Here is a 25,871-nt window from a genome sequence, read left to right as displayed (position 1 = left end):
TCGATCGTCGTCGCGCCCGTGCCGATATTTACGATCCGCCCGTCGCTGTTATCAATGCTCGTCCCGGACAATTGGAGCGTCGCCGTTGCGCCGTTCGCCTCGATTTGGCCGCCGTTGTTGAGCACGGCACCTTGCGCGGCAACCTTGAGGTTGCCCTTCGCCTGAATCAGGCCGGCCGCGTTCCCGAGCTGGCCGTTCGACTGCACCGACAACGATCGTGCTGCCAGCAACGAACCGTTTGAATTGTCGACCACACCGCCCGAAACCGACACATCGCCATTGCCGCCGATCGTGCCGCCCGCCGTGTTCGTCAGCGCGTTCGTCGTCGTGACGGACAGTGCATCCGTGCCGAGTGCTTTAACGGCACCGCCATCGTTTGCCAGACTGTCGGCCGCGATCGTCAACGCGTGATTCGACTCGATGGCGCCCGTCTGGTTGTTGATCGCGCCTTGGGATTTGATCGTTACGCTGTCGGCACCGATGTAACCGGCCGCGCCGTTGTCCAACGACTGAACGCCAAGCGTGGCCTGCCGCTGTGCGGACAAGGTGCCGGCCTGGTTCGACAATGCTGCGGCGGTCAGCGCCAGCGCGCCATTGGTCGCGATGGAACCGCCCTGGTTCGACAACGCGCCCGTTGCGATCGTCAGCGTACCGCTACCGGCATGTGCGATCTTGCCGTGATCATTGATCAGCGTCGCAGGGGTGAGGCTCAGATCGGCGCTGTTCGTCCGTACGGTGCCCGAACGATTGTCGAGCGTGCCGGAAACGGCGATCGTGGTCGGGTTCGTGCCGGTCTGCGTGATCGCGCCCGACCGGTTCGCGAGATCGGTTGCCGACAGCGACAACTGGCTTGCCTGTATCGAACCGGAACTATTGTCCAGATTGGTCGCGCGAACGTTTGCCAACGCGCCGGCAGAAATACTGCCGGATGCATTCGCCAGGTGCGTACCGGCGTCGATCGATGCGTTCCGACCGGCCGTCAGTGACCCGCTACCGTTGTCGATCGATTGCGCGCCGATGTTCAAATCGGTTTGCGCGCTGATCGAGCCTTGGTTTGCGATGCTTCCGGCCTGTACCGAGACAGCGCCGTCACCACCGATCACGCCGCCTTGCGCGCCGTTCGCGGTCGTACCCGCTGCGTTGGTCAGTTGGCCGCTCGTCGTGATGGACAAGCCGTCGCCGTTCAGGGACGTGACGCGCCCAGCGCTATTCTGAAGGGAAGCGGCGACCATCTTCATTCGGCCGGCGCTCTGGATGATGCCTTGCCGATTGTCGATCGCGCCGCCTTCGACGTCGGCCGTGTTCTGCGACACCAGCGTGCCGGCCTGATTCGAAATCGCCCCGGACGTGCGTACCGTCAACGCGCCTTGCGACGAAACCGTGCCGCCTTGGTTCGACACGCTGCCCGCCGTCAGCGTGGCACCGCCCTGGCTGGAAAGGCTACCGTGATCGTTGACGAGCGCGCCCGCTGCAGTCGCGTTCAATGCGCCCTGTGCGCTCGTCGTCGCGTTCGACAGATTGATGTCGCCCGCCGTCGCATTCACATCCAGCGTGCCGTTCGTCGCCGTCTTGCTGCCGGCGAGATCGACGCCGTAGCCGCGCAACGTCGTGTTGCCGCCCGCGATGTTCTCGCCGGTTGCGCTCAATTGGCCCGTCGTCGCCACTTGCAGCTCACCGGCTTGCGTGACCGCGCCGTTGCTGTCCACGCCCGCGCCGATTGCCCCTGTGGAATTCAACGAACCGGCATTGACGCCGACGTTGTGCTGCGCGGCGAGCGTACCGGTATTCACGACGTCCGCGCCAGTATTGAGCGACACGGATTGCTGGCTGTGGGTCGTGCCGTTGTTGTCGATGCCGCCGTCTGCCGACACTGCGACATTGCCGAGCGAGCTGATTTTGCCGGACTGCACCAGCCGGCCCGCTGTCGTCAGCGTCAGGCCGGCCGCATCGGCCGCGATGGTGCCTGCATTGCGAACCCCAACACCGCCCTCGGTGCCCACCAAAAGGATGCGATTGCTATACATGCCGCCCAATTGGGCTACGTCGATCGCAACAGCGGGGGCGGCGCCGTCACCTTGAATCCGCGTCGCGGCAAGGGTGTCGTGATTAACCTGATTGGCGCCCGCGACGACATTCAGGTTGTTCGCATAAATGGCTGCATTCGCCTGAACAGCGCGTGCAATGATGTCGACCTGATCGATATTTGCTGCATTCAGACCCGCGCCGGATACCGTGACAAGCCCGCGACTCACATTGAAGCCGGCCACCGATCCATCTGCGCCGTAATACGGAACGCCCGTTGTCAATACGGCGCGCGAGGTATTGATGAATCCGCCGCCGTCGATTTGCAGTCCAGCCGGATTGCTTATGATCACCTCGGCTTTTTGGCCTGCCACCTCGACAAAACCGCGAATCGCGCTTGGATTATTGCTGATAACCTGATTGACGATGATCCGCGCGGCGTCGTTCGCCCCGAAATTCGGGTTGCCGTTGATCATGCCCGCTTGCTGCGTGTTGACAATCGTGGGTGAATTATTGAGTATCGCGCCCGGTTTTTGTACGTCGAATTGATTATAAGTATTTAAAGATACGCCGGCGCTTCCGGGCTTATTGATGTTGACTTGCGGTAGTCCATTTTGCGTCTGGATCACCGAAGGCGCGTGCGCGCCGCCGCCCGCAATCTGCGCATTCGCCCACATCGGCATCGCACCGGCCATGACCAGTACCGCAAATGCTGCGTGACGCAGTGCGAACCGTGCGAATACCAGCGGCGCCCGATCTGCTGAGACCACTTCGCCTCGGCCTGCGTTACCTGACGCATTGGCCGTCTCTTCGACGGCAATCAGCATGCCCCGGACACGACTGAATACCAGTCGGTAGTTATTCTTGTTCATGATTCTGGTCTACTCGCAAATCGCGCCACGGCGCACTACGGATCAACGGACCAGCGCATTGTCCCGCAGAAAATGTCTCTCCTCTTCTTGATGCGAGTTAAGGAGTGTCAAATCGTGGTGTCAGCAAGACGTTTGTTAAGCGAACCTGTCAACTTCAACAAATTAAATCCCAACACCTCGAAAATATTTCGTCCGCCCGAATCTCTCGCACCCTCCATCGAAACGCGAAAATCGGCGCAATAATCGCTATCCGGGAATCAATCGCATTCCCCGCCATCGCATTATTCGCGATCTCGCGTCAATCAAGTTTTTCTCGGTCACATATGACCTATCCGAGCACGGCCAACTACAACCGCTCCGTCGACGTAATCCCACATCGGCGCGCTTCGCTCAGGAGTCCACCGGGTCGGTCTGCACAATGTGACGCGGCGTGTCACTCATCCGCCTTCGCGTCCGCCTCTCCCCTCATCGCCTCCCCGATCGCAAGCTCGCCGCTCGCCACCAGCGCATCCGCCGCCCCCCGAATATCCCCCACCGCCTTGTTCTGACTCAGCTTGCGCTTGCCGACCAACCGCGTGATCTCGATCTGCAACCCGACAATCGACTGCACCATCGCATCGAGATAATCCCGCGGCGCATCGGCCATCTTCCACGGCTCGGGCTGCGCTGCCTCGTGCGTGCGCGTCAGCCGCGCGATCACGCCGCGCACGAAGCGCTCGTCGTCGCGCACCGCGATGCGCCCGTGCGCATGCACGACCACATAGTTCCACGTCGGCACCTGCCGGTGCGTCGCGTGCTTGCTCGGATACCAGCTCGGCGAAATGTACGCATCCCCCGCGCGGAAGATCACCAGCACGTCGTCGCCGTCCGCGACGTCGCGCCAGACCGGATTCGCGCGCGCGACGTGCGCATGCAGCTCGCCGAGCCCGCCGTCGCCGGTCACCAGCTCGAACGGCAGGTGGTTCGCGTCGAGCCCGCCGCCGCCGTGCGTGACCAGCGTGCCGAACGGATGCTGCGCGATCAGCGCGTGCAGCACCTCGGTGCGGGATTCGTCGAAATGGGCAGGGACGTACATGGCGGCTCCACGGTCAGGCAAAGGTCTATCGGATGTTCAGGGGCGCACACCCGCGATGCATCGATTGTGGCCGCAAACCGGTTTATGCTGTAGAGCCGGTTTCGGACATTTTCAGCGAACCAGAATCATGGCGAGAACTGCCCGCATCATCGAAATCCCGTCGATCGGCGCGCTGGACCGCGCCGCCGGCAACCTGAGCCGCCAGCTCGCGCAGGCGCTGCGCGAAGCCGTGCGCCACGGCGACATCCGGCCGGGCGATGCGCTGCCGTCCACGCGCCAGCTCGCGGCGTCGCTGCGCATCGCGCGCGGCACGGTAGTCGACGCGTATGCGCAGCTGATCGCCGAAGGGTTCCTCGAAGCGCACGGCGGCGCGCAAACGCGCGTCGCGCAGGCGCTGGCCGTCACGCCGCCGCCCACGCCCTCGCGCGCAACCAGCACCGCGCGCCGGCAGCCGGCACGCGCAGGCCTGCCCGAGCCGGCCGCCGCGTTCGCGCGCATCGCGCAAGAGTTCACACCGCTGCCGGCCGCGCCGTTCGCGATCTCGGTGCCGATCGGCCCGACCGCGCCCGACGACATCTGGCGCCGGCTCGGCAACCGCCTGCGTGCGCGCGGCGCGGGCGCGCCGTCCGGCTATGCCGATCCGCAAGGCGCGCTGCCGCTGCGCGAAGCGATCGCCGCCTATGTGCGCAAGTCGCGTTCGGTGCGCTGCGAGCCCGGCCAGGTCGTGATCACGAGCGGCACGCAGCAGGGGCTCCATCTCGCGTGCCAGGTGCTGCTCGGCGCGAACGACCAGACCTGGGTCGAGAATCCCGCGTATCGCGGCATCACCGCGCTGCTCGAAAGCACCGGCCGGCGCGACGCTATGGTGCGCGTGCCGGTGGACGACGAAGGCATCGACGTCGAGGCCGGCATCCGGCTCGCGCCGCACGCGCGCGCCGCGTTCGTCACGCCGTCGCACCAGTACCCGCTCGGCATGCCGATGAGCATGGCGCGGCGCAACGCACTGCTCGCGTGGGCGCGCACGCACCGCGCGTGGATCGTCGAGGACGACTACGACAGCGAGCTGCGCTACGAGGGTTATCCGTTTCCGTCGCTGCAGGGCCTCGATCCCGACCGCGTGATCTACCTCGGCACCTTCAGCAAGGTGCTGTTCCCGTCGCTGCGGCTCGGCTACGTGATCGCGCCCGACGATCTCGTCGCGGCATTCTGCGGTGCACGCGTGCTGATGGATCGCCATGCGCCGACCGCGGACCAGCATGTGCTCGCGGCATTCATCGACGAAGGCCATCTCGACCGCCACGTCCGCCGCGTGCGCGGCGTGTATGCGGACCACCGCGCACACCTGATCGACACGCTCGGCGCGCGGCTGCCGCGCACGCTTGCGTGGCTGCAGCCGGGCGACCAGGGGATGCACGTCGTGCTGTGGCTGGCCGGCGGGCTCGACGATCGCGCGGTCGTCGCCCGGGCCGCCGAAGCCGGCGTCGCGGTGCGCGCCGTGTCGCCGATGTTCGCGCCGGGCACCGGCCGCCCGGGCCTCGTGCTCGGCTTCGGCGGCTTCAGCCCCGCGCAGATGGAAGCGGCCGCGCAGCGGCTCGCCGACGTGATCGCGACCGTCGCCGCCGAAGCGTCGCAGCGCTGACGCCGCCGCGCGATTCGTCAGGCGAATCGCATGGAAAAAGGCGGCGACACGTTGTCGGCGGGAAACAAATGTAATCGTCTGTAAATCCTGCAAGCGGGAGCCGGTTTCGGCCGCCGTGGCGCGGGTTCCGTTTGCTACGATCGCGCCTTTTCCGCCCGCGCCCCGCATCCGTGACTCGCCGAATCGTGTCGTCTTTCCGTGAATCGTGCGCCAGGTGGCTCGCCCGCGTCCGGCCCCACGCTGCCGCCGGCGCCGCGATGGCCCGCGCCGCGCTCGCCGGCTGCCTGCACCGCCTGCGGCACCCGACCCGCCGCGGCATCGCGCTGACGCTCGCCGCGGTGCCCGTGCTCGGCGTGCTGGCCGTGCTCGCGTTCGTGCCGTTCACGCCGAGCATCGGCGACATCCGCAAGGCACGCCTCGACCGGCCCGCGCAGATCGTGTCGGCCGACGGCCAGCTGATCGCCGAATTCCGCGCGACGAACCGCGAATGGGTGCCGCTGTCGCGCATCTCGCCGCACATGGTCGACGCGCTGATCGCGACGGAAGACCGCCGCTTCTACGACCACCACGGCATCGACTGGCGTCGCACGCTCGGGGCCGCGCTGCACACGTTCTCCGGCGATCGCCAGGGCGGCTCGACGATCACCCAGCAGCTCGCGCGCAACCTGTATCCGGACGAAGTCGGCCGCGCGCCGACGCTCACGCGCAAGCTGAAGGAGCTGGTCACCGCGTTCAAGATCGAGAGCGTGTACAGCAAGGACCAGATCCTCGAGACCTACCTGAACACGGTGCCGTTCCTGTACAACGCATACGGCGTCGAAATGGCCGCGCGCACCTACTTCGACAAGTCGGCGGCCGAGCTCGACATCCTCGAAAGCGCGACGCTGGTCGGCATGCTGAAGGCCAACAGCTACTACAACCCGGTGCTCAATCCCGAGCGCGCGGCGCAGCGGCGCAACACGGTGCTCGGGCAGATGAGCAAGTACGGCAAGCTGCGGCCCACTGCATACGCATGGCTGATCCGGCAGCCGCTGCGCGTCGATTTCGAGCCGCAGACCGCCTCGCCGGGCCTCGCGCCGCACTTCACCGCGCAGCTGCGCAAGTGGCTGATCGCATGGGCCGATCGCAACAACTACAGCATCTATGCGGATGGCCTGGTCGTTCGGACGACGATCGATTCGCGCCTGCAGCAGATCGCGACGGAGGCCGTCGAACGACAAACCGACCAGCTCCAGGCGATCGCGGACGATGCATGGCGCGATGCCGACGGCTGCGGGCTGCGCAACGCACTGTTCCGCGGCTTCATCCGGCAGACGCCCGACTACCGCAGCGCGCGCGAGGCCGGCGTGCCGGATCCGCTCGCGCTGCGCCGGCTCGCGTCGAATCGCCCGTTCATGCGCGCGCTGTGCCGCAGCAAGACGCAGGTGCAGGCCGGCTTCATCGCGATCGATCCGCGCAACGGGCAGGTGCGCGCGTGGGTCGGCAGCCGCGACTTCGCCAGCGAGCCGTTCGACCATGTCGCGCAGGCGCGCCGCCAGCCGGGCTCGACGTTCAAGCCGTTCGTATACGGCGCCGCGTTCGCGGACGGCGCGCGGCCGAGCGACACGTTCGTCGACCGCAACGTCGCGATCCCGCTCGACGGGCATGCGGTGTGGCGGCCGACCGACGAGGAGCCGCCCACCGGCCTGCCGATGACGCTGCGCGACGCGCTCGCGCATTCGCGCAACCGCATCACCGCGCAGCTGATGCAGCGTGAAGGCCCGGCCAAGGTCGTGCAGCTCGCACGCGCGATGGGCGTGCGCGACAGCCCGCTCGACGCGGTGCCGTCGCTCGCGCTCGGCACGAGCCCGGTCACGCTGAAGGAGATGGTGTCCGCATACGGGACGATCGCGAACCGCGGCGTGTACGCGGAGCCGCAGATGGTCACGCGCATCGAGGATCACGACGGCAAGGTGCTCGCCGAATTCGCGAGCCCGCCGCCGGCGCGCGCGCTGCCGGCCCACGCCGCGCAGACGCTGATCGACGTGATGCGCGACGTCGTCGACTTCGGCACCGGCGCGGACATCCGCACGCGCTTCGGGCTGCGCGGCGACGTCGCGGGCAAGACCGGCACCACGCAAGACAACGCGGACGGCTGGTTCATCCTGATGCATCCGCAGCTCGTGGCCGGCGCGTGGGTCGGCTTCGACGACGGCCAGGTGACGCTGCGCAGCGACTACTGGGGGCAAGGCGCGCACAGCGCGCTGCCGATCGTCGGCACGTTCTACGATGCGGCGCTGCGCGCGCGCGTGATCGACCCGCGTGTGCAGCTCACAGCGGATTACCGTCCGCGGGTTGCCGCGCCGCGGCCGAAGCGGCCGGCGCGCCCGAGTTTCTTCGACTGGTTCAGGCTGTTCCGCTGATCAGCGCGGCGGCGGCAGCGTCGCCGCGAGCCAGTCGAACGCCTGCGACCATTCGGTGCGCCACGCGGCCTTCGTTGCTTCGTCCACCCACGCGCCGTCGATCCCGTTCAGCATGAACGGCTTCAGCTCCGCGACCGTGAAGCCGAAATGGCTGAACATCAGCTCCCACGCTTCGCTCGGGTTGACCTTGTGCAGCGTCGGATCGTCGGTGTTCGGATGCACCTTCAGCCCGAGCCCCGGCATCTTGCGCAGCGGATGCTGCTCGGCCCACTGCTCCGGCGGCAAAGTCCGCAGGTAGTACGAATTGGTCGGCACCACGGTGAACACGATCCCGCGCTCCGCGTAGCGCGCGCACAGCGCCGGGTTGTCGACGATCGTGTAGCCGTGATCGACGCGATCGACCTGCAGCAGGTCCACCGCCGTCTCGACGTTGCGCCACGGCATGCCGAACTCGCCCGCATGCGCCGTCGTGCGAAAACCCGCTTCACGCGCATCGCGATAGGCCTTCCAGAACAGCTCCGGCGGCCGGTCGTTCTCGCGATAGTCGATGCCGAGGCCCGCCACTTCGTCCGCGCGATGCGCCTTCATCCACTCGACGATCGCCACCGCTTCGTCGGGATCCTGCTCGCGGTCGATGCTCGGAATCAGCCGCGCGCTGATGCGGAAATCGCGCGCCGCGTCGCGGATCGCCGCGACGATCGCGGCCTGCGCGTCCGCATACGCGATGCCCGACACGCGCACGGTGCCGGTCGGGTTCCAGAAGAATTCGCTGTGCCGCACGTTGTGCGCGGCCGCATCCTCCAGGTACTCGTAGGCGATCCGGTGCAGGTCGTCCGGCTGCGTCAGCAGATGCCGGTCGAGCGCGCGCAGCACGTGCAGCACGCCCACCGGCTTCTCGCCGCGCGCGTAGAACGCGTCGATCTCCGCACGCGCGATCGGCGCACCGCTTTTTTCGGCGAGCGCGACGAACGTGTCGTGGCGCACCGCGCCGAGCAGGTGGCAATGCAGCTCGGCCTTCGGCAGCGCGTGGAAGAAGGCCCGGTGGGCCGGCGTGATCTCGATGCCCGTGCGCGCGGCCGGGACGTTGCCTGGTGTTCCGTTCAATTTCAGTCTCGCTTGGGGTGATGCCAATGCGTCGTCGAACACGCCGCTCAATGCGGCTTCACGACGGTCCAGAAGTAGTAGCCGAGCGGCAGCGCGAGCACGACGAGCCCCCACGACACGTCGCGCCAGCGGCCCGCCAGCAGCTTGACGAGCACGTAGCACAGCAGGCCGCCCGCGATGCCGGTGCCGAAGCTGTTCGACATCAGCGTGAGCAGCACCATCGACATCACGGGCAGCGCGTCGGTGAAGTCGTCGAAATGCGTATGGCGGATCGTCGCGAACATCGACAGCCCGATCAGGATCAGCGCCGGTGCGGTCGCCTCCTTCGGGATCGCGAGCGCGACCGGCACGAACAGCAGCATCGCGGCGAACAGCACGGCCGCCGCCAGCGACGACAGCCCGCTGCGGCCGCCCGCCTCGACGCCCGCGGCCGATTCGATCAGCGCCGTCAGCGCGGGGATGCCGAACACCGGCCCGAGCGTCGCGGCGATCGAATCGACGACGAACGGCCGGTTGATGTCCGGCAGGTTGCCGTGCGCGTCGAGCAGGTTCGCCTTCGCGCCCACCGCGAGCGCGGTGCCGAGCGTCGAGAAGAATTCCGCCGCGAAGAACGCGAACAGGTACGGCGCGGCGGCGAGCGACAGCGCGCTGCCGATGTCGAGCTTCAGCGCGATCGGCGCGATGCCGTGCGGCATCGACACGAACGACGCGGGCAGGTGCGTGACGCCGAGCGGCACGCCCGCGGCGGCGGCCACGAGGATCGCGATCAGGATCGCGCCCGGCACCTTGCGCGCCTGCAGCACGATCGCGACGGCCAGCCCGATCAGTGCGACGAGCGCGCCCGGCCGCGAGAAATCGCCGAGCGCGAACGCATTCGTCTTCGCGTTCGCGACGACCATCCCCGCATTGCGCAGCCCGAGCATGGTGACGAACAGCCCGATCGACGCGCCGAGCCCGAGCTTGATCTGCACCGGAATCAGCCGCACGACGACGCTGCGCGCGCCCAGCACCGTCAACAGGAAAAACAGCACGCCGGACACGAACGCGATGCCGAGCCCGGTCTGCCAGCCGATGTGTTCGGTCGTCGCGAGCGTCACGCCGATGATCACCGAGCCGCCGATGCCGGGGCCGACGAGGAACGGCAGGTTCGCGTACAGCCCCATCAGCACGGTGAACAGCACGAACACGACGATCGTCGCGGTGGTCGCCGCGCCGCGCTCCATCCCGCCGGTGGCGAGCAGCGACGGAATCACGACCAGCAGGTACGCGGCCGCGAGGAACGACGTGACGCCCGCGATCGCCTCGGTGCGCACGCTGGTGCCGCGCGCGGCGAGCGCGAAGCGGCGCTCGAGCCAGTTGGCCGGCATGCGCGCCGGTGCTGCGTCTGTCGATGACATGAAGGTTCTCCCGTCGATTCCGAATGATGTCCTGTGCTGGCCGGCGCCGCGCGGTCTTATACTGCCGCGTACCGCTCGCCGACTGTCCTTACGTTTTTTTCGTCCTTTACCGCCCGATGCCGTCCGACCGCTCATCCCTGCTGCCCGCGCTCACGCTGCGGCAGGTCCAGCATTTCGTCGTGCTCGCGCATGCGCGCAGCTTCACGCAGGCCGCGCAGGCGCTGTCGCTCACGCAGCCCGCGCTCACCGCGTCGATCCGCCAGATCGAATTCCTGCTCGGCGGCCGCCTGTTCGCGCGCTCCGCGCACCGGCTCACGCTGACGAGCGCGGGCGAAGCCGTGCTGCCGCTCGCCGAGCGGCTGCTGAACCAGGCGCGCGGCACCTTCGACGACATGACGCGGCTGATCGGCGAGCGCATCCAGACAGTGCGGATCGGCTTCATCCCGTCGGTCGCGGGCCGCCTGCTGCCGGCACTCAACGCGCTGCGCGGCACGCATCCGACGCTGCGCTTCACGCTCACCGACCTGCCGAACAGCGCGCTCGTCGAAGCGGTGCGCGACAGCGTGGCGGATCTCGGCATCGGCGTGCGCGAGCCCGACCAGGACGACGGCGCGCTGCGCTACCAGCAGCTGTTCGAGGACGAGATCGTGATCGTCGTGCGGCGCGACGATCCGCTCGCCGGCACGAAAGCCGTCACGTGGGCGAAGCTCGTCGACCGCGAGCTGGCCGTGTTCATGCGCGGCAGCGTCAGCGAATCGCTGCAGCGCACCGGCGGCGCGCAGAAGCTGCACCTGAACGTCACCTACCGGATGGAATACACGGAGCCGCTCTACGCGCTCGCGCGCAACGGCCTCGCGACGGTCGTGCTGCCGAGCCTCTACACGATGCATCTGCACGATCCCGAACTCGTCGCGCTGCGCGTCGAGAAGCCGCGCGTCACGCGCGCGATCTCGCTGATCTCGCTCGCCGGCGACGATCGCGGCCCGCACGTGCGCACCTGTCGCGAGTGGCTGGCGAAGCACATCTGAGCGCGCGCGACGTTACGGCAGCTTCGCGATGCGCTCGACGAGCGCCGCGTAGAAGCGGTCCGCGTCCACCTCGTTGATCCACGTCGCGTTCGGCGCGCGGCCGCTGCGGCCGTTCCAGTCGACCACCGTTTCGCCGAGCGTCCACTGCCCGGCCGTCTCGATCGCGACGTTCACCTTGCGCCCGCCGAACAGCGTCGGATCGACGAGATAGCCGACCGCGGTCGGGTCGTACATCGGCGCTTCGTCGATGCCGCGCCGCTTGCGGTTGTACGCGAGCTCGGCCGCCATGATGTCCGCGACGATCGCGCCGCAGCGGTTGCCGAGCGCGCGGAACGGTGCGACCCGCGCGGGCGTGATCGGCGCCTTCACCGCGACGTCGCGCGGCAGCACGACGATCGGCACGCCGCTGCCGAACACCACGTCGGCCGCCTGCGGATCGACATAGATGTTGAACTCCGCGGCCGGCGTGATGTTGCCGCGCTCGAAGAACGCGCCGCCCATCAGCACGATTTCGCGCAGGCTCGCGCGGATCTGCGGCGCCTCGATCAGCGCGCTCGCAAGATTGGTGAGCGGCCCGAGCGCGCACAGCGTCACGCTGTTCGGCGCGGCGCCGCGCAACGTGTCGACGAGGTACGACACCGCATGCCCGGGCGCGAGCGGCGCCTTCGGTTCGTGCAGTTCGACGCCTTCGAGGCCCGTCTTGCCGTGCACGTTCGCGGCCGTGATCAGCTCGCGTGCGAGCGGGCGCGGGCAGCCCGCGTACACCGGCAAGGTCTGCGTGCAGCCGGCCCAGTCGCGGATGATCCGCGCGTTGCGTTCGGTCAGCTCGAGCGGCACGTTGCCGGCGACGGCGGTCAGCGCGCGCACGTCGACGCGATCCCGCGCGCCGAGCGCGAACAGGATCGCGATCGCGTCGTCCTGCCCCGGGTCGGTATCGATGATCACGGTGCGGCGCACGGCCGCCGGGCCGGCGGCAAACGCGCCGCCTTCCGGCATCAGCGCGGCGCCCGCCAGCGCGGCGGACAGTTTCAGGAAGTGGCGGCGGGCAAAGGTATCGTTCGTCATGGTCGTGTTCAGAATACGTGGCGCACGCCGAGCGTCGCGGTCATCTGGCGCGTGCCGGTCGAGCGGGCGTACGCGAAGATCTGCGCGTGATCCGCATCGCCCGCCGCCTGCTGCGCGATCACCGTCAGCGCGACGTCGGTGCGCTTCGACAGGAAATAGTCGGCCTGCAGGTTCACCTGGTGCCACTTCGGGCGTTTGTCGATCACGTCGTACTTGCCGTTCGTGAACGCATACGCGGCGCCGAGGAACAGCTGCGGCGTCATCGTGTAGACGACGTTCACGCCGACGTTCTGCAGGTGCAGGTGCGAGTTGTCGAGGTAATCGTAGCGGACGTCGGTGAACATCGCCGCGAACTGCGCATGCCCGATCGTGTAGAAGCCGCCCGTGCCGGCGATCCGCTGCCGGCTCGCGAACACCGACGGCGACGTCGCGCTCTTGCTGAAGATCAGCAGCGGCGACGCGTAGTCGTTCGCGATCGCGCCGTCCGGGTTCGTGCGGCTGTACGGATGGTTGTACTGCGCATACACGGCGCTCCAGCGCAGCGGGCCGCGCTCGTAGCCGATGCCGAAGCTGTACGCGTTGTTGTCCGCGAAGCCCGTCGCGTTGCTGAGGCCGTACTGCGCGGTCAGCTTCAGCCCGTAGAACACCGGGCTCACGTACTTCACCGAGTTCTGCACGCGGATGTCGTTGTAGCCGTTGTCGTTGTCGCCGATGTTCACGCCGTTGCTCGCGATGATCACCGGGCCGATGTAGTCGTGGATCGCATCGTACTGGCGGCCGAACGTCAACGTGCCGTAGGTGCGGTCGGCGAGGCCGAGATACGCCTGGCGCCCGAACATCCGGCCGTTCTGCGCGGCGTTGCCGGTCATCACGTTGAAGCCGTTCTCGAGCTGGAAGATCGCCGACAGCCCCTGCCCGAGATCTTCCTTGCCCTTCAGCCCCCAGCGCGGGTTCTGGTTCGTGCCCGACAGCGCCTGCCAGGCGTTCTTGCCGCCCTGGTTGGTCGCGAAACCGACGCCGGCCGAGATGAGGCCGTACAGCGTCACGCTGCTTTGCGCGCTCGCGTGGGTCGCGAATGCGCCGAGCATTGCGAGCGGGGCGAGCTTGTGGAGAGTTTTCATGCGGGTCGTGGGTCGGTTGAGGTCCGGGCGAGCGCGGCGGGTTCCGCGAATCCGGACTCGACTATACGAATCCGCCGTCGATCATAAAAGTTTGCTTTTCTTATGTGGCAATAAAACGGATTTATTCTCACAATGACCGCGAATTCATGTCGAACGGCCGGCCCGCTCAATCCGCCGTATCCCCGCCCTTCGGCACCTTCGACCACGCGCTGCGGCCCGGCAGCGGCGCCCACGCCGGGCGCGCGTTGCGCGCGGAATCGACGACGACCAGATAGCGGCCCTCGATCGGCGTGATGTCGCGCCCCGGGTGCAGCACCCAGAACGACCGGCCGGCCTCCATGCCCGCTTCGTAGTCCGCATCGAGGATGCCGTGCCGGTCGATGAACGTGTTCAGCGACGCGGGAATCCGCACGCAGCCCTTCGAATGGCGCACGCCGAGCAGCGGTTCGAGCCGCTCGGGATCGGTCGCATGCATCTGGAAACGCATCGCCGACACGCCGCCCTTGCCCCAGCCGCGTTCGCTGTCCACCCAGCCGAAGTCGTAGATCCGCATGTCGCGGCGCCCGTAGCCGCGTATGCCGTTGTCGTTCGTCGTGCCTTCCGCGCGGAAGTCCATGTTGTCGGGCGTGTGCGTGAACACGCCGAGCGGCGTCAGGAAGTGGTCGTACTTGCCGGGCAGCCCGGTGGCGACCGGCGCCGCACCGATCATCAGCCACGCATTGGCCGGCGTCGCGCGGAAGTAGATGAACAGCGCCTGCACGGCCGGCGCGCGATCGACCATCACCACGTATTCGCCGGCGAGATCGGCCAGATCGGCAGCCGCGAGCGCCTGCTGCAGACGCCGGCCGTACGCGCGCTGCTCGCCCGCCGGCACGTTCAGCCGGCGAGCCACTTCCTGCGCGAAGCGCTTGCGCATGTCGAGCGCGCGGGTCGTCGCGCCAGCGGCTTCGGATGCGGACAACGGCGGATGCCGGCGCGGCAACACAACCTGGGCCTCGCTGGCCGGCGTGCCGGAAGCCGCGGAAGCGGCGCTTGCGGAAACGGCGGCTGCCGCAGGCGATGGAGATGCCGCAGACGCCGCGGCAGCCGGCGAGGACGCCGACGGCTCGGCAAGGACAGGTAACGCCGGCGCGGCGGCAAGCCACACGCACGCGGCAAGCGGAACGGCACGGCGACGCGGCCACGCGAACCGCCACGTCAGGTCGGAAAGCTTCATGCGATCGATGCGCGATCGACCGATCGGGCCGGTGCGCGCCGTCGGACGGCGCGCGGGCTGCGCGAAGCGGCAACGCGCCGGGCGCGGCATGCGCCCCGGACGCCGACGCCTCCGCGCGGCGCGGCCGCCACGCGGAATGCGCGTCGGGCCGATGGCGGCTGGAGAGTCGTCTGACGTTTCATTCTACGCGCCCATGCGCAAACCGGCAGCGCGGGCGCGCGGCCGCTACTTCGAGATCGCCTCGAGCGCGACGCCCTTCGTGCGCGGCCCCATCAGCCCGATCGCCGCCATCACGACCGCCATCGCGCCCGCGATGAACACGAACACGCCGGCGGTGCCGAAGCCATTGAGCACCGCGGCGATCACGAACGACGTGAAGATCGCCGAGAAGCGGCTCCATGAATAGACGAAGCCCACTGCCCGCGCGCGGATCGCGGTCGGGAACAGCTCGGCCTGATACGCGTGGTAGCTGTACGACATGATGTTGTTCGCGAGCGTGAGGCCGATGCCGAGCACGATCAGCAGCGGGGCCGCCGTCGTCCGGCTGAACAGCAGCCCGCAGACGATCGCCGTGCCCGCCATCGCGACGATCACCGACTTGCGCTCGAAGCGGTCGGCGATCACGAGGCCGATCAGCGGCCCGATCGGCGCCGCGAGCGCGATCACGCTCGAATACATCAGGCTCGTCGTGATCGTGATGCCCTGCTTGATCAGCAACGTCGGCACCCAGTTCGCGAAGCCGTAGAAGCCGACCGTCTGGAACACGTTGAAGATCGTCATCATGATCGTGCGCTTGCGGTACGGCGGCACCCACATGTCCCTGAAGCGGCCGCGCGCAGGCACCGGCTCGGCGGGCGCGGGCGGCGGCAGCGGGCGGCCGTATTCCGCCTCGACCTTCGCCTCGAGCGCGCGCATCACGCGGTCCGCCTCGTCGAGCCGGCCCTGCTGCGCGAGCCAGCGCGGGCTTTCCGGCAGGCCACGGCGGATCCACCAGACGAAGATCGCGCCATGCGCACCGATCAGCACGACCCAGCGCCAGCCGTCGAGGCCGAACGGCGCATGCGGCACGAGCAGGTACGCGAGGAACGCGACGACCGGCACCGCGACGAAGCCCACCGCCTGCTCGCATGCGAACGCACGGCCGCGAATCTGCTTCGGCACGAGTTCGGAAATGTACGTGCCGATCGTCACCATCTCGACGCCGAGCCCGAGGCCGACGACGAAGCGCCAGAAGTTCAGCCCGGCGGCCGTGTCCTGGAACGCCATCACGACGTTCGCGGCGGAGTACCACAGCAGCGACCACGTGAAGATCGCGCGGCGGCCGAAGCGGTCGGCAAGGAAGCCGCATGCGATCGTGCCGATGAAGAGGCCGGAGAACAGCGCGGCGATGAAGCTGGCGACGCCGGTGGTGCCGAACAGCCCGTGGGTCGTCGCGCTGAGGATGCCGCTTTTCACGAGGCCCGGTGCGACGTAGCCGCTGTAGAGCAGGTCGTAGAGTTCGAAGAAGAAGCCGAGGCTCAGCAGCACGACGAGTTTCCACACGCTGCGGGTGGGCGGCAGGCGGTCGAGGCGGGCCGAGATCGAGCCGGCGTCGAGCAGCGTGGCCGGTGTGGCCGGCGTTCGCGAAGAGGTATCCGTTGAGGCCATCGTGGGCGCGTCTCCTGATGTTGTCTTGTCGTGTTGTCGCGTTGCCTTGTCGTCAGGCGGCCGCCGCGCGGCCGTCATGCGAGCCGGCCCATTGTACCGGCCCCGACACCGCGCGGCCGCCGGCACGCACATTGTGTAAATTGCGTAACCGTCTGTCGACCGGCGCACCGCGGCGCCGATCGGTGGATCGACCGCCGCGTCGCGCCGTGCAGGTGCGTCCCGTCAGCGTGCGCGCGGCGGCACCGGCCCGCCGCCGCACATCGCCGCCCCATCGCGCCCCGCATCCCGCTATGCTCGGAGGATTCCACGGCAGCGGCCGATGCCGGCGCACCCCGGTAACATGCCGGCTACCCAACCGTGACAACACGTGGACGATTTGACGGCCGCGGCCATGTCGGCAAATCGTAAGGATTCCATGCGCATACAACACCTTTCCACTTTCATCCGCCGGGTCGCGCTGATCGCGCTGCTGCATCTGATCCCGGCCGCAGCGGCGCACGCGTTTCCGTCGCCGGCCTCCGAAACCGGCGCGGCTGCCGCCGACGGCGCGTCCGCCCCGACGATTTCGTTGAGCGACGCAGTCGCCGAGCTGAAGCAGATGCAGGTCCAGCAGGACCGCATCAAGCAGCAGACGTCCACCGCGACGAACAGCAAGGCGCTGGATTCGCTGGCCGACTCGACGCAGACGTTGAGCGCCGCCGTCGACAAGCTGACCGCACAGCTCGTCCCGCAGCGCGCGAAGCTTCAGGCGCAACTCGACGTGCTCGGGCCGCCGCCCGCGCCGGGCGCGGCGCCCGAAACCCCGGCCGTCGAGCAGCAGCGGGCGACGCTGAACGCGCGCAAGATGCAGATCGATGCGGCGCTGAAGCAGGCCGCCGACCAGAAGGGCAATCTCGCCAACCTCACCGACCAGTTCTCGAAGCTGAATCGCAGCCTGCTGAAGAACCAGCTCGTGCTGCGCTCGGGCAGCATCTTCGGTGCGCAATTCTGGCTGCCGCTGTTCCGGCTGCCGCCCGGCGACGCGCAGCGGCTCGGCGACTTAGACGAGCAGCTCCTCGCGATGCTGAAGTCGGCCTGGCAGCCGGGGCAGCGCATCGTGACCACGCTGCTGCTGCTCGCCACGCTGGCCGTCTGGATCGTGGGCCGGCGGCTCATCGAACACTGGCTCGCGTGGTTTTGCGTGAATCGCTTGCCCGAAACCCGCCTGCGCCGCAGCGCGCTCGCGCTGTCGACCGCGGTCACGACGCTGCTGACCACCGGCATCGCGGTGCAGCTCTTCTATGTCGCGTTGGCGCGTCGCTACGATCTCACGCCGGCGCTCATCGACCTGTGGGACGAATTCGCGAAGCTGGCGCTCACCTGCGCGCTGATCGCGGGCCTCGGCCGGGCACTGCTGTGCACGCGTCATCCGTCGTGGCGGCTGCCCGCGCTCGCCGATCCGGTCGCCCTTGCGATGCGGCCGTTCCCGGGCGTGCTGGCCGCGCTGCTGCTCGTGTCCGGCACGATCGAGGAACTCAACCGGATCGTCGACACGAGCCTGTCGGTCACGCTGTTCGGCCGCGGCATCGTGGCGCTCGTCGTCGCACTGACGGTCGGCGCGTCGCTGTTGCGCGCGAACCGTGTGCGCAGCGCGATGGCCGCGGCCGGCGAAGCGCCCGAACAGCGCTCGACGCTTGCGGGGCTGATCCATGCCGGCGTATCGCTCGCGATCATCGTGTCGCTGCTCGCGCTGATGATCGGCTACATCACCGTCGCACGCTTCATCACCTTCGAGCTGGTCTGGTTCGAGATCGTCCTGTGCAGCGTCTACGTGCTGACGCAACTGACGCGCGACGCGTGCGCCACGCTGTTCAACCCCAACCTGTCGAGCGGCAGGCAGATCAAGCACCTGTTCGGGCTCGGCGACAAGCATCTCGAACAGGCGCAGACCGTGCTGTCGGGCCTCGGCACGAGCCTGCTGATGCTGTTCGCGGTGATCGCGCTGCTGACGGGCGGCTTCGGCACGACGCCGGGCGATCTGCTCGACAGCCTGATCGCGGTGGCCGGTGGGCAGAAGCTGCAGAGTCTGAACATCATGCCGGACCGGATCATCAACGCGACGATCGCCTTCGCGGTCGGCCTGTACCTGCTGCGCTCGGTGCGGCGCTGGCTCGACGCCGAGTTCATGCCGGCGCTCGGCATGGACCCCGGCATGCGCGCGTCGCTCATCACGCTGTTCACCAACGTCGGCTATGCGCTGGTCGCGCTGATGACGCTGGCGCTGCTCGGCGTGCGATGGGACAAGCTCGCGTGGATCGTCAGCGCGCTGTCGGTCGGTATCGGCTTCGGCCTGCAGGAGATCGTGAAGAACTTCGTGTCGGGGCTGATCCTGCTGACCGAACGCCCGGTGAAGGTGGGCGACATGATCAGCATCAGCGGCGTCGAGGGCGACATCCGCCGGATCAACGTGCGCGCGACTGAGATTCAGCTCAGCGACCGCTCGACCGTGATCGTGCCGAACTCGCAGCTGATTTCGCAGAACCTGCGCAACGTGACGATGGGCAACAGCACGCAGGGCGTCGCGACGTTGGTGCTGACGTTCCCGCTGAACACCGATCCGGAGCAGGTGCGTGATTTGCTGCTCGACGCGTATCGCGAGCATCCGTCGATTCTGGACAAGCCCGCGCCGTCGGTGACGTTCAGCCAGCTGACGCCGGACGGGATCACGCTGAGCGTGACGGGTTACGTCGCGAGCCCGCGGATCGCGGGGTCGACGAAGAGCGACCTGCTGTTCGAGATCCTGAAACGGCTGCGCGCGGCGCAGATCACGTTGTCGAGCCCGCAGATGCTGGTGGTGCAGAATATGCCGGGAGGGGTGGCGTAGGGCGTCGCGTACGGGAAGAGCCGGCCGTATCGACGACTGCCTGGCTCTTCGCGGGTAAGGCGCGATGCGTGTCGTGACATTTGCTTTACGTCAGACCGCAGGTACGAATCATCAATCGATCGTAATCGTTTCGCTCCAACCGTAAACAATTCGCTTTCGACTCGACCGCCGGTCGGGCAGTGAGCCACGCGGCAACCAACCGGCGACGATGGTAGTTCATCGACATCACCGCCCAGTTCAAGCGATTCCCCGTTCACTTGCAAAAGAACCCGCATGAACCATGCGCGGCAGCCTCGCCGCCCACATAGGTTGCCCCCGCGATTGCGATCGAAATTTTCGAAAAATATAGGTGAGGTCTGACTTGTCGATGTGGATTGCTGCATTCAGATCCAGCCGCGCCACGGCCACGGTGTAGCCGATAACGCGTGCGGGTCCCAAGGCAATGCAGTCGATACGGAAGAACTACCCATTGCTTATCAGATCAGACAGAACGCCCGTCCGTTTCTCCTGTCGTCGGTTGCATCTCCAGTCACGAGGTACTTCGATCGCGGCGCCTTGTCGGAAGACTCGGGGCGAATCAGCCAATTGTTCGATAACACACCTCAAATGAAGCTGGCCAGCCACCATGTCGCAACAACCAGCACTCATCGCCCGCACAACGCCCGATATCCAGTGCATCGTCATGCATGTCGAACGTCCTTCCATCGCCAGCAGCCTTGCCACTCACTCCTGCCGCATGAGAAGCCGTTCATGCGTTTCCTTACCGCGCGCGGTGTCGCCGATGCCAACGAGGTGTGGTCACCACAAACGATGCACAAGCAATTGTCCAGCTGGATAGTTTCCGACCCATCCGCAAGGGAAGAGATGCGCCTCATAAGCCGACATCATCACGTGGTGAAGAGGCGGATGTACGCCTACCAGAAGCCCACGAGCGATCTCGACTAGATCGCCGTAGACATCATCAAAGTACAGCATGGCGGATTCCGGGAGATGTTCTCTGCACATGGTTTCAATCGCAGCAGAGAACTCGTTGTCGAAACGCGAGACGTCGATCTTCTCGCTGTAACGGTAGCTATAGACCTCCTTCGCCGCTTGTGTTCGCGCTGCGTTCCAGGAATAGTACGGTGCACCTATGTTTTGATCGTGCGCGAAGCGGTCGACGTCCTCAAGCCGCGGAACATCAGTGAAATTCGGTTCAATAGCCGAGCGGCTTCCGGTTCGGAATATCTCCGGAATCCCTTCGATGAACTGCTTGAACAAAGGGGCATCATAGTTCGCAACCTGGACAATCTTTCCCAGTTCTCGTCTGCACTGTTCCAGCTTCTCATGTAACGAATGAGCCTCGTCTGATGCCCCAATGAGCAGCGCGCGCTCTATCGCTCCCTCAGCCTCTCTGAAGCGCTGCCTTTTCATAAGAACGTCAACGTACACCGGCAAGAGCAACTGCAACTCCCCGGTAGACGCGTCATTGATCAGCGCCTCAAGTGCTTGTGTCGCTTCAACTGCGCGACCAAATTTTATTTGGGCGCGAATCTTTTTCAATTTCTCTTCGAGCACTTTCTCACCTCAGTATCGTCGAGACGATCGGATGTACCTATCCCAATCGCCAGCCTTCAGCCCTGTCTTCTTCCCGCAAGAGGTCATATATAACGGCAGCTTATTACGCCGAAGAGCGCTATCCAGATTGCGCTGTAGGTCCTGGACGGCACGCTTGCGATCCGCCTCGTTGCTGTACTTGCTTTGGATGTGATCGAGTTCACTTTCCACCGCCTTGTTGTAGTGACTGTGATAGCCATTGTGCGTCGCCATCAACCCTCCTGGCGTGGATGGAAGCATGATCGCATTGGCCCCGGTATTCATCCGGAAATCGATGTCACGCAGCAACGGATGATCCGCCAACTCCTCCGGGATGACATGGTGCGCCTGTTTTCCCGGCCAGGTATCACAGCCTGTTGCGGCCTTTCCAAGCTCTTGCGAATTCTTCTTTTTGCGCGCGAGACCGAGCGGATCAAGCCAATCAGTCGGATTCGGCGCGTATTGAAATGCATTCAAGCCGCCAGCCAGTCCGATTGGATCCTTGCTGACGAATCGCCCTAAGTCTGGATCGTAGTACCGATGGCGGTTATAGTGCAGCCCCGTCTCCGTATCCTCCTGCTGCCCCTGAAACCGGATCGGGTTCCGAGGCGCAGCCCCGGCTGTCTTCGACACCCGCGCGATCACCTCCCGTGCCTCACCCCACGCCCGATACGACGCCTCCCACACCACCTCCCCAGCCTCGTCCGTCATCAACAATGGCGTACCGATCTGGTCACAATGGTAGTAAAACAGATGCGCGTCGGACTCCCGCGCTGGCACGCGCTGCAGCGGATCGCTCTCTGGTGTATATGGCTCGGCACTGCTCCACACCGGCGTCGGAATCCCTGCGACCGGCTCCATCGTCACATACTGCGCCAACGGTACGAACGACTCCGGCTCGTACACATACTGCGTCGCGCCCCCGTCTGTGCTCTCGTAGGCAAGCCGATCCCCGTCCCAGCCGAACACGGTCCGCACGCCGTTCACATCCTTGCCGATCCGCCGTCCGAACGGATCGTAGAAGTAATGCACTTCGTGCTGCCGCGCCGATTCTGCAACCCGCGCAACGCTCAGCCGATTGAAGCCGTCCCACACATATTGCTGCCGTCCGACCGGTGAGTGCTTCTCGACCAGGTTTCCACGCGCGTCGTATTCGAAGTGCGTGCCGGCATAATCCTTCAACAGGTTTCCGAGCACCTTTGGCACATCCTGCGGCAGTGTGCTTTCCGGTCGATCAGGCATCACCGGGCTCTGCTTCACTAACGCTGGCGTACGCGCACGTTCCGGACTACCAGGATCGAGAATATTGCTTGCCGGGTCAAACGCGAAACGTTCAGCGCCCAACGGACCAATTGCTGCGATCAACCGTCCGACAGGGTCATATCGGTAGTCGATCATCCCCCGGCGACTGTCTTCGATTTGTTCGAGCAGCCCGGCCGCATCGTAGCGATAGCGCCGCTCTGCGAGCGGCGACGGCGCCTGCGAGCGCTGCACTGTCTGCCGTGCGATCCGCCCCGCCGGATCGTAGAAGATCCGCTGATCGATCCGGTTCGACAACGTGCGCTGCGTTTCCCGATGCAGATCGTCCCGCTCGAACTGGATCCGCTCCTCGCCATCGAGCATCAGGCCGTGAACATGCCCGGAACCGTATATCAACCAGTCGAGCACATGGCCGTCCGGCCGCACCGTCTTGACCCGCGTGCCGATCTCGTCGTACTCGTGATGCCACAGATAGCTGCGCGAGTTGCCGAACAACTGGTACGCATGATGCTCACGAACCAGATTCCCGACCGGATCGAAGAACGCCTGCACACGGCTATGGCCATTACGCGCTTCAACAAGCCGGCCGCTCGCGTCATAAGCGAACCGTTCCTCGCTATCGCCGGACGCCCTGCGCGTGATCCGCCCCGCCGGATCAAACTCGAGTTCGGTACGCTGCCCCGCTTCGTCGATGCTGACCGGCGGCAGCGTCCCTTCTGCGTATCCGTACTTCGTCCGCTTTCCGTCGAAGCCGATCTCTTCGAGCAACCGGCCCATCGGATCGTAGTGGAACTGGTAGGTCGCACGATTAGCGTCAGTCAACGCGGTCAGCCGCCCGAGCCGGTCATAGCGATATGCGAGTGTGTATCCAAGCGCATCGACACGGCTCGCCACGCGCCCTGCCGCGTCGTACGAAAAGCGTGTGATGCGCGCGAGCGGATCGGTATGCGACAGCAACCGACCTTCCGCGTCGAGCACGAAGCGCTCGACGCCCGCCGCTGACGAGATCTCGTTCAGTTCGCCATTCTCGCCATAGCGATAGGTCGTGGCATTGCCGGCGGCATCCGTTGACCGCGCCAACCTGCCTTCGCCGTCATACGCCCACTTCGTCATCTTGCCGGAGCAATCCGTGAATTGAAGCAGTTTCCCGGCCGTGTCATAGACGAGCGATTTCGTGCCTCCCTTCGCGTCGGTCACCTTGACCGGCATACCGCTCGGGTCGTATGCGTGCTTCGTCTCGTGACCAAGCGGATCGATCTGCGCGACGAGATTGCCCGCATCGTCGTACTTGCGCAGCCAGACGTACCCCTCCGGATCCTTCACCTTCACCAGCTGGTCGCGTTCGTCGTAAGTCATCTCGACGACCGCGCCATCCACCCGGTAGTGCTTCGTCATGTTCCCGCGCGCGTCGTACTCCATCTCCTCGACGCCGCCGTCTCGGTGGATATGCATCACCAGATTGTTGTTCTGGTCGCGCCGCATCCACTCTTCGGTCCCGTCCGGATAGGCGATCCGGTACATGTAGCCGTGGATGTTGTAGTAGTAGCGCGTGGCGTTGCCGAGCGCATCCGTCACATAGGTCAGCCGGATGTTCGGATGCCACATCAGGCGGATGTCGTGGCTGCCATCGTCGGCATATTCGCGCACGCATCGCGCGTTCGTGTTGTCGTGTTCTTCCGCACCATCCCACTCGAGATTCATCCCTCGGCCGGTGCGATCCGTGTAGCGGGTGATCAGGTGGCGACGATACGCGTATTGCCATGCGTTGCCGTAGCGATCCGCCGCGCGGACGAGGTCGCCTTCTTCGTCGTAGCGATATTGCGCGAGCGTGACGCGCGTCTTCGCGTCGACGATCTGCTCGATTGCCGTGATGCGGCCACGCGCATCATGCAGGAATGCCAACGTATGACCGGCAGAGCTGACGAGACGCGCAAGGCGATCGCCGCTGTCGTAGTCGAGCGCGACCGTATTGCCCGCGCGATCCTTGTGCAACGCGAGGCGGAACGTCTCGCCGCGCTTCTCGTAGACGTACAGCGTTTCATGTCCGTATGACAGCGTGACCCAGGTTTCATCCAGCCGGGACAACGTGACGCCTTCCACCCGGTCGTCATGCACCGCACCCGCGGCCAGCGCCGGATATTCGATGTTTCGACCGGTCGAGTCGCAATACACCCATTTGTCATCGCGGATGTCGATGCGCGTCATGTACGGCGTCAGCCAGCGCGCGCCCAGTTCACTGCGATCGTAACCGGCCAGGCGCGAACGATACGTCCGCGCCCACACGACCGGCAGTGCGCCCGGCAATTCGAAGTCCGTATGCGTGAACGTCTCATCACCAAACGCAAAGCTGATCGACGCGCCGGACGCTCCGACTCCGCACTCCCCGCAATGATCGACCCCCGCCCCCTTGGCCTTGGCTTCCTTCTTCTGCGCAGCCAACGGCACCTGCGGCCGCCGCTCCTCGACCTTCGTCGTGCCCGACGACTTGACCGCACCACCGCGCGTGCCCTTGCCCTTGAGCCGCACCGCGTCGGCGAGCTTCACGAGCAGCCACATCAGCTTGCCTTCGTCGCTGCCCTTGAGTTCGTTGATCTTGTTGAACACGACGGGCGCCAGCGTGCGCAGCGATGTCGCGATCTCGCGAATCGGCGCGACGAGCTTCGCCGGAATCGCCTCGCTCAGCTTGCCGCCGGCCGAATTGGCGCCGCGCTTGCCGAGCGCCGCCGTCGATTCCGACAGATACCCCCACGCGCCGGCCACCTTGTCCTTGCTGAACCATCCGCTCTTCTTCATCAGCTGCCGATACTCGGCCGCCTGCTTCTCGTTCTTGGCCGGATCGAACAGCTTGCCCGCCAGCAACGCCTCGATGCCGTCGGCGAGGCTCGTGAGAATCTCCTGCGCCTTCTTCGCACACGTGTCGATCAGTTCGTTGACCACGCCCTGCAGCGTCGTCAGGAAGTTCTCGATCTCGGTTGCGCACGAAGCCTGCACATGCGTGACGACGATCGACACGACGGCCGCGGCGATGTCGCGCTTGTGGATCATCAGCTCGTTGCGGATCAGCGCGAGCATCGGCCGCGCCGCGAGCCGCATCGGCGCCAATACCGGCGGGAACGGAATCACGCCGATCAGGTTGATCGCGAGCCCGAGATAGTCGAGCAGGTCGCCGCCGCGCTTGCGGACGATCGAGACGATGTCGCTGAGCACATCCGCCAGCGCCATCAGGTTGTTCAGGATCGGAATCGCACTGGCGACGGTCGCCAGGCGCTCGACGTTCACGTATCCATGCGTGACGTCGATCAGCCACGCGTTGAAGCCCTCGCCGGATGCACGAACGTCATCCGGATGAACGTCGGTCAGCCACGGCGTCGCCTGCTCGTATTCCGCGCCGGGAGGAAGTTTTTGTTCTGCCATGCTCTGCGTTGTTCTTCATTGTTCTCGGGACGCGCTTGGCAAACTCGCGCGTGCTCTCGACGACCCGCCCGCGCCACGAAACGGGACGTTCGCGTCGCGCAAACCGTCCTGCGGGGTGTGGGTGGATCGCTCTCCTGACGCCGCAGCCTGTTTCGACTTGGCCCTCGGAAG

The 25,871-nt window shown here is 66.1% G+C and carries 14 protein-coding genes; 4 read left to right on the top strand and 10 right to left on the bottom strand.

Features of this window, described 5'->3' with window-relative positions; all coding sequences use genetic code 11:
• A partial coding sequence (locus HWY45_RS33775; RefSeq protein ID WP_176118430.1) for a two-partner secretion domain-containing protein occupies window positions 1–2,894 on the bottom strand: 2,894 nt, incomplete at its 3' end.
• Between the two features lie 433 nt (window positions 2,895–3,327).
• Window positions 3,328–3,969 carry an FMN-binding negative transcriptional regulator gene (locus HWY45_RS33770; RefSeq protein WP_059563155.1) on the bottom strand — a complete coding sequence of 214 codons (642 nt, stop codon included), beginning with the start codon at window positions 3,967–3,969 and terminating at the stop codon, window positions 3,328–3,330.
• 127 nt (window positions 3,970–4,096) lie between these two features.
• On the opposite strand from HWY45_RS33770, the gene pdxR reads away from it, so the two are divergent.
• Entirely contained in the window at window positions 4,097–5,608 is a 1,512-nt protein-coding gene (gene pdxR, locus HWY45_RS33765) for a MocR-like pyridoxine biosynthesis transcription factor PdxR (protein WP_059885254.1), read from the top strand.
• Between the two features lie 257 nt (window positions 5,609–5,865).
• Window positions 5,866–8,010 carry a penicillin-binding protein 1A gene (locus HWY45_RS33760; RefSeq protein ID WP_230946973.1) on the top strand — a complete coding sequence of 715 codons (2,145 nt, stop codon included), beginning with the start codon at window positions 5,866–5,868 and terminating at the stop codon, window positions 8,008–8,010.
• Here HWY45_RS33760 and add read toward each other — a convergent pair whose 3' ends face one another.
• Together add and HWY45_RS33750 are read right to left on the bottom strand one after the other, a co-directional pair.
• Complete coding sequence (add, locus tag HWY45_RS33755) at window positions 8,011–9,114, bottom strand: adenosine deaminase (protein ID WP_059885250.1); 1,104 nt, start codon at window positions 9,112–9,114, stop codon at window positions 8,011–8,013.
• A 47-nt stretch (window positions 9,115–9,161) separates the two neighbouring features.
• Window positions 9,162–10,511, bottom strand: a complete 1,350-nt coding sequence (locus tag HWY45_RS33750) for an NCS2 family permease (RefSeq protein WP_059803716.1) — start codon at window positions 10,509–10,511, stop codon at window positions 9,162–9,164.
• 116 nt (window positions 10,512–10,627) lie between these two features.
• On the opposite strand from HWY45_RS33750, the gene HWY45_RS33745 reads away from it, so the two are divergent.
• Window positions 10,628–11,539, top strand: a complete 912-nt coding sequence (locus tag HWY45_RS33745; RefSeq protein ID WP_059563150.1) for a LysR family transcriptional regulator — start codon at window positions 10,628–10,630, stop codon at window positions 11,537–11,539.
• A gap of 12 nt (window positions 11,540–11,551) precedes the next feature.
• Here HWY45_RS33745 and HWY45_RS33740 read toward each other — a convergent pair whose 3' ends face one another.
• The 4 genes from HWY45_RS33740 to HWY45_RS33725 all read right to left on the bottom strand — a co-directional run bounded on the left by HWY45_RS33740 (window position 11,552) and on the right by HWY45_RS33725 (window position 16,588).
• Entirely contained in the window at window positions 11,552–12,604 is a 1,053-nt protein-coding gene (locus HWY45_RS33740) for a nucleoside hydrolase (protein ID WP_059885248.1), read from the bottom strand.
• A gap of 8 nt (window positions 12,605–12,612) precedes the next feature.
• Window positions 12,613–13,725 (bottom strand): porin, encoded by a 1,113-nt coding sequence (locus HWY45_RS33735; protein ID WP_059563148.1) that lies wholly within the window; start codon window positions 13,723–13,725, stop codon window positions 12,613–12,615.
• Window positions 13,726–13,891: 166 nt separating this feature from the next.
• Window positions 13,892–14,941 (bottom strand): hypothetical protein, encoded by a 1,050-nt coding sequence (locus HWY45_RS33730; RefSeq protein ID WP_175038341.1) that lies wholly within the window; start codon window positions 14,939–14,941, stop codon window positions 13,892–13,894.
• Window positions 14,942–15,166: 225 nt separating this feature from the next.
• Window positions 15,167–16,588, bottom strand: coding sequence for an MFS transporter (locus tag HWY45_RS33725; RefSeq protein WP_059885244.1), 1,422 nt, complete (start codon window positions 16,586–16,588; stop codon window positions 15,167–15,169).
• A gap of 415 nt (window positions 16,589–17,003) precedes the next feature.
• Here HWY45_RS33725 and HWY45_RS33720 point away from each other — a divergent pair, with 415 nt between their 5' ends.
• Entirely contained in the window at window positions 17,004–19,451 is a 2,448-nt protein-coding gene (locus tag HWY45_RS33720; RefSeq protein WP_059885242.1) for a mechanosensitive ion channel family protein, read from the top strand.
• Between the two features lie 798 nt (window positions 19,452–20,249).
• On the opposite strand, the gene HWY45_RS33715 is transcribed toward HWY45_RS33720, so the two are convergent.
• Both HWY45_RS33715 and HWY45_RS33710 read right to left on the bottom strand, forming a co-directional pair.
• Window positions 20,250–21,008, bottom strand: a complete 759-nt coding sequence (locus tag HWY45_RS33715; RefSeq protein ID WP_059885240.1) for a hypothetical protein — start codon at window positions 21,006–21,008, stop codon at window positions 20,250–20,252.
• 9 nt (window positions 21,009–21,017) lie between these two features.
• Window positions 21,018–25,700 carry an RHS repeat-associated core domain-containing protein gene (locus tag HWY45_RS33710; RefSeq protein ID WP_150999240.1) on the bottom strand — a complete coding sequence of 1,561 codons (4,683 nt, stop codon included), beginning with the start codon at window positions 25,698–25,700 and terminating at the stop codon, window positions 21,018–21,020.
• Between the last annotated feature and the right edge of the window lie 171 nt (window positions 25,701–25,871).

The sequence above is a fragment of the Burkholderia stagnalis genome (genome assembly GCF_902830275.1).
Lineage (GTDB): Bacteria > Pseudomonadota > Gammaproteobacteria > Burkholderiales > Burkholderiaceae > Burkholderia > Burkholderia stagnalis.
This window is presented reverse-complemented; position numbering and strand designations above follow the sequence as displayed.

What these genes read in the sequence shown, in the direction of transcription:
- HWY45_RS33745 (WP_059563150.1), top strand. Translation starts at nt 10,628, where the DNA reads ATGCCGTCCGACCGCTCATCCCTGCTGCCCGCGCTCACGCTGCGGCAG.
- HWY45_RS33770 (WP_059563155.1), bottom strand. Translation starts at nt 3,969, where the DNA reads ATGTACGTCCCTGCCCATTTCGACGAATCCCGCACCGAGGTGCTGCAC.
- HWY45_RS33730 (WP_175038341.1), bottom strand. Translation starts at nt 14,941, where the DNA reads ATGAAGCTTTCCGACCTGACGTGGCGGTTCGCGTGGCCGCGTCGCCGT.
- HWY45_RS33725 (WP_059885244.1), bottom strand. Translation starts at nt 16,588, where the DNA reads ATGGCCTCAACGGATACCTCTTCGCGAACGCCGGCCACACCGGCCACG.
- HWY45_RS33750 (WP_059803716.1), bottom strand. Translation starts at nt 10,511, where the DNA reads ATGTCATCGACAGACGCAGCACCGGCGCGCATGCCGGCCAACTGGCTC.
- HWY45_RS33720 (WP_059885242.1), top strand. Translation starts at nt 17,004, where the DNA reads ATGCGCATACAACACCTTTCCACTTTCATCCGCCGGGTCGCGCTGATC.
- HWY45_RS33735 (WP_059563148.1), bottom strand. Translation starts at nt 13,725, where the DNA reads ATGAAAACTCTCCACAAGCTCGCCCCGCTCGCAATGCTCGGCGCATTC.
- HWY45_RS33760 (WP_230946973.1), top strand. Translation starts at nt 5,866, where the DNA reads ATGGCCCGCGCCGCGCTCGCCGGCTGCCTGCACCGCCTGCGGCACCCG.
- HWY45_RS33740 (WP_059885248.1), bottom strand. Translation starts at nt 12,604, where the DNA reads ATGACGAACGATACCTTTGCCCGCCGCCACTTCCTGAAACTGTCCGCC.
- pdxR (WP_059885254.1), top strand. Translation starts at nt 4,097, where the DNA reads ATGGCGAGAACTGCCCGCATCATCGAAATCCCGTCGATCGGCGCGCTG.
- HWY45_RS33710 (WP_150999240.1), bottom strand. Translation starts at nt 25,700, where the DNA reads ATGGCAGAACAAAAACTTCCTCCCGGCGCGGAATACGAGCAGGCGACG.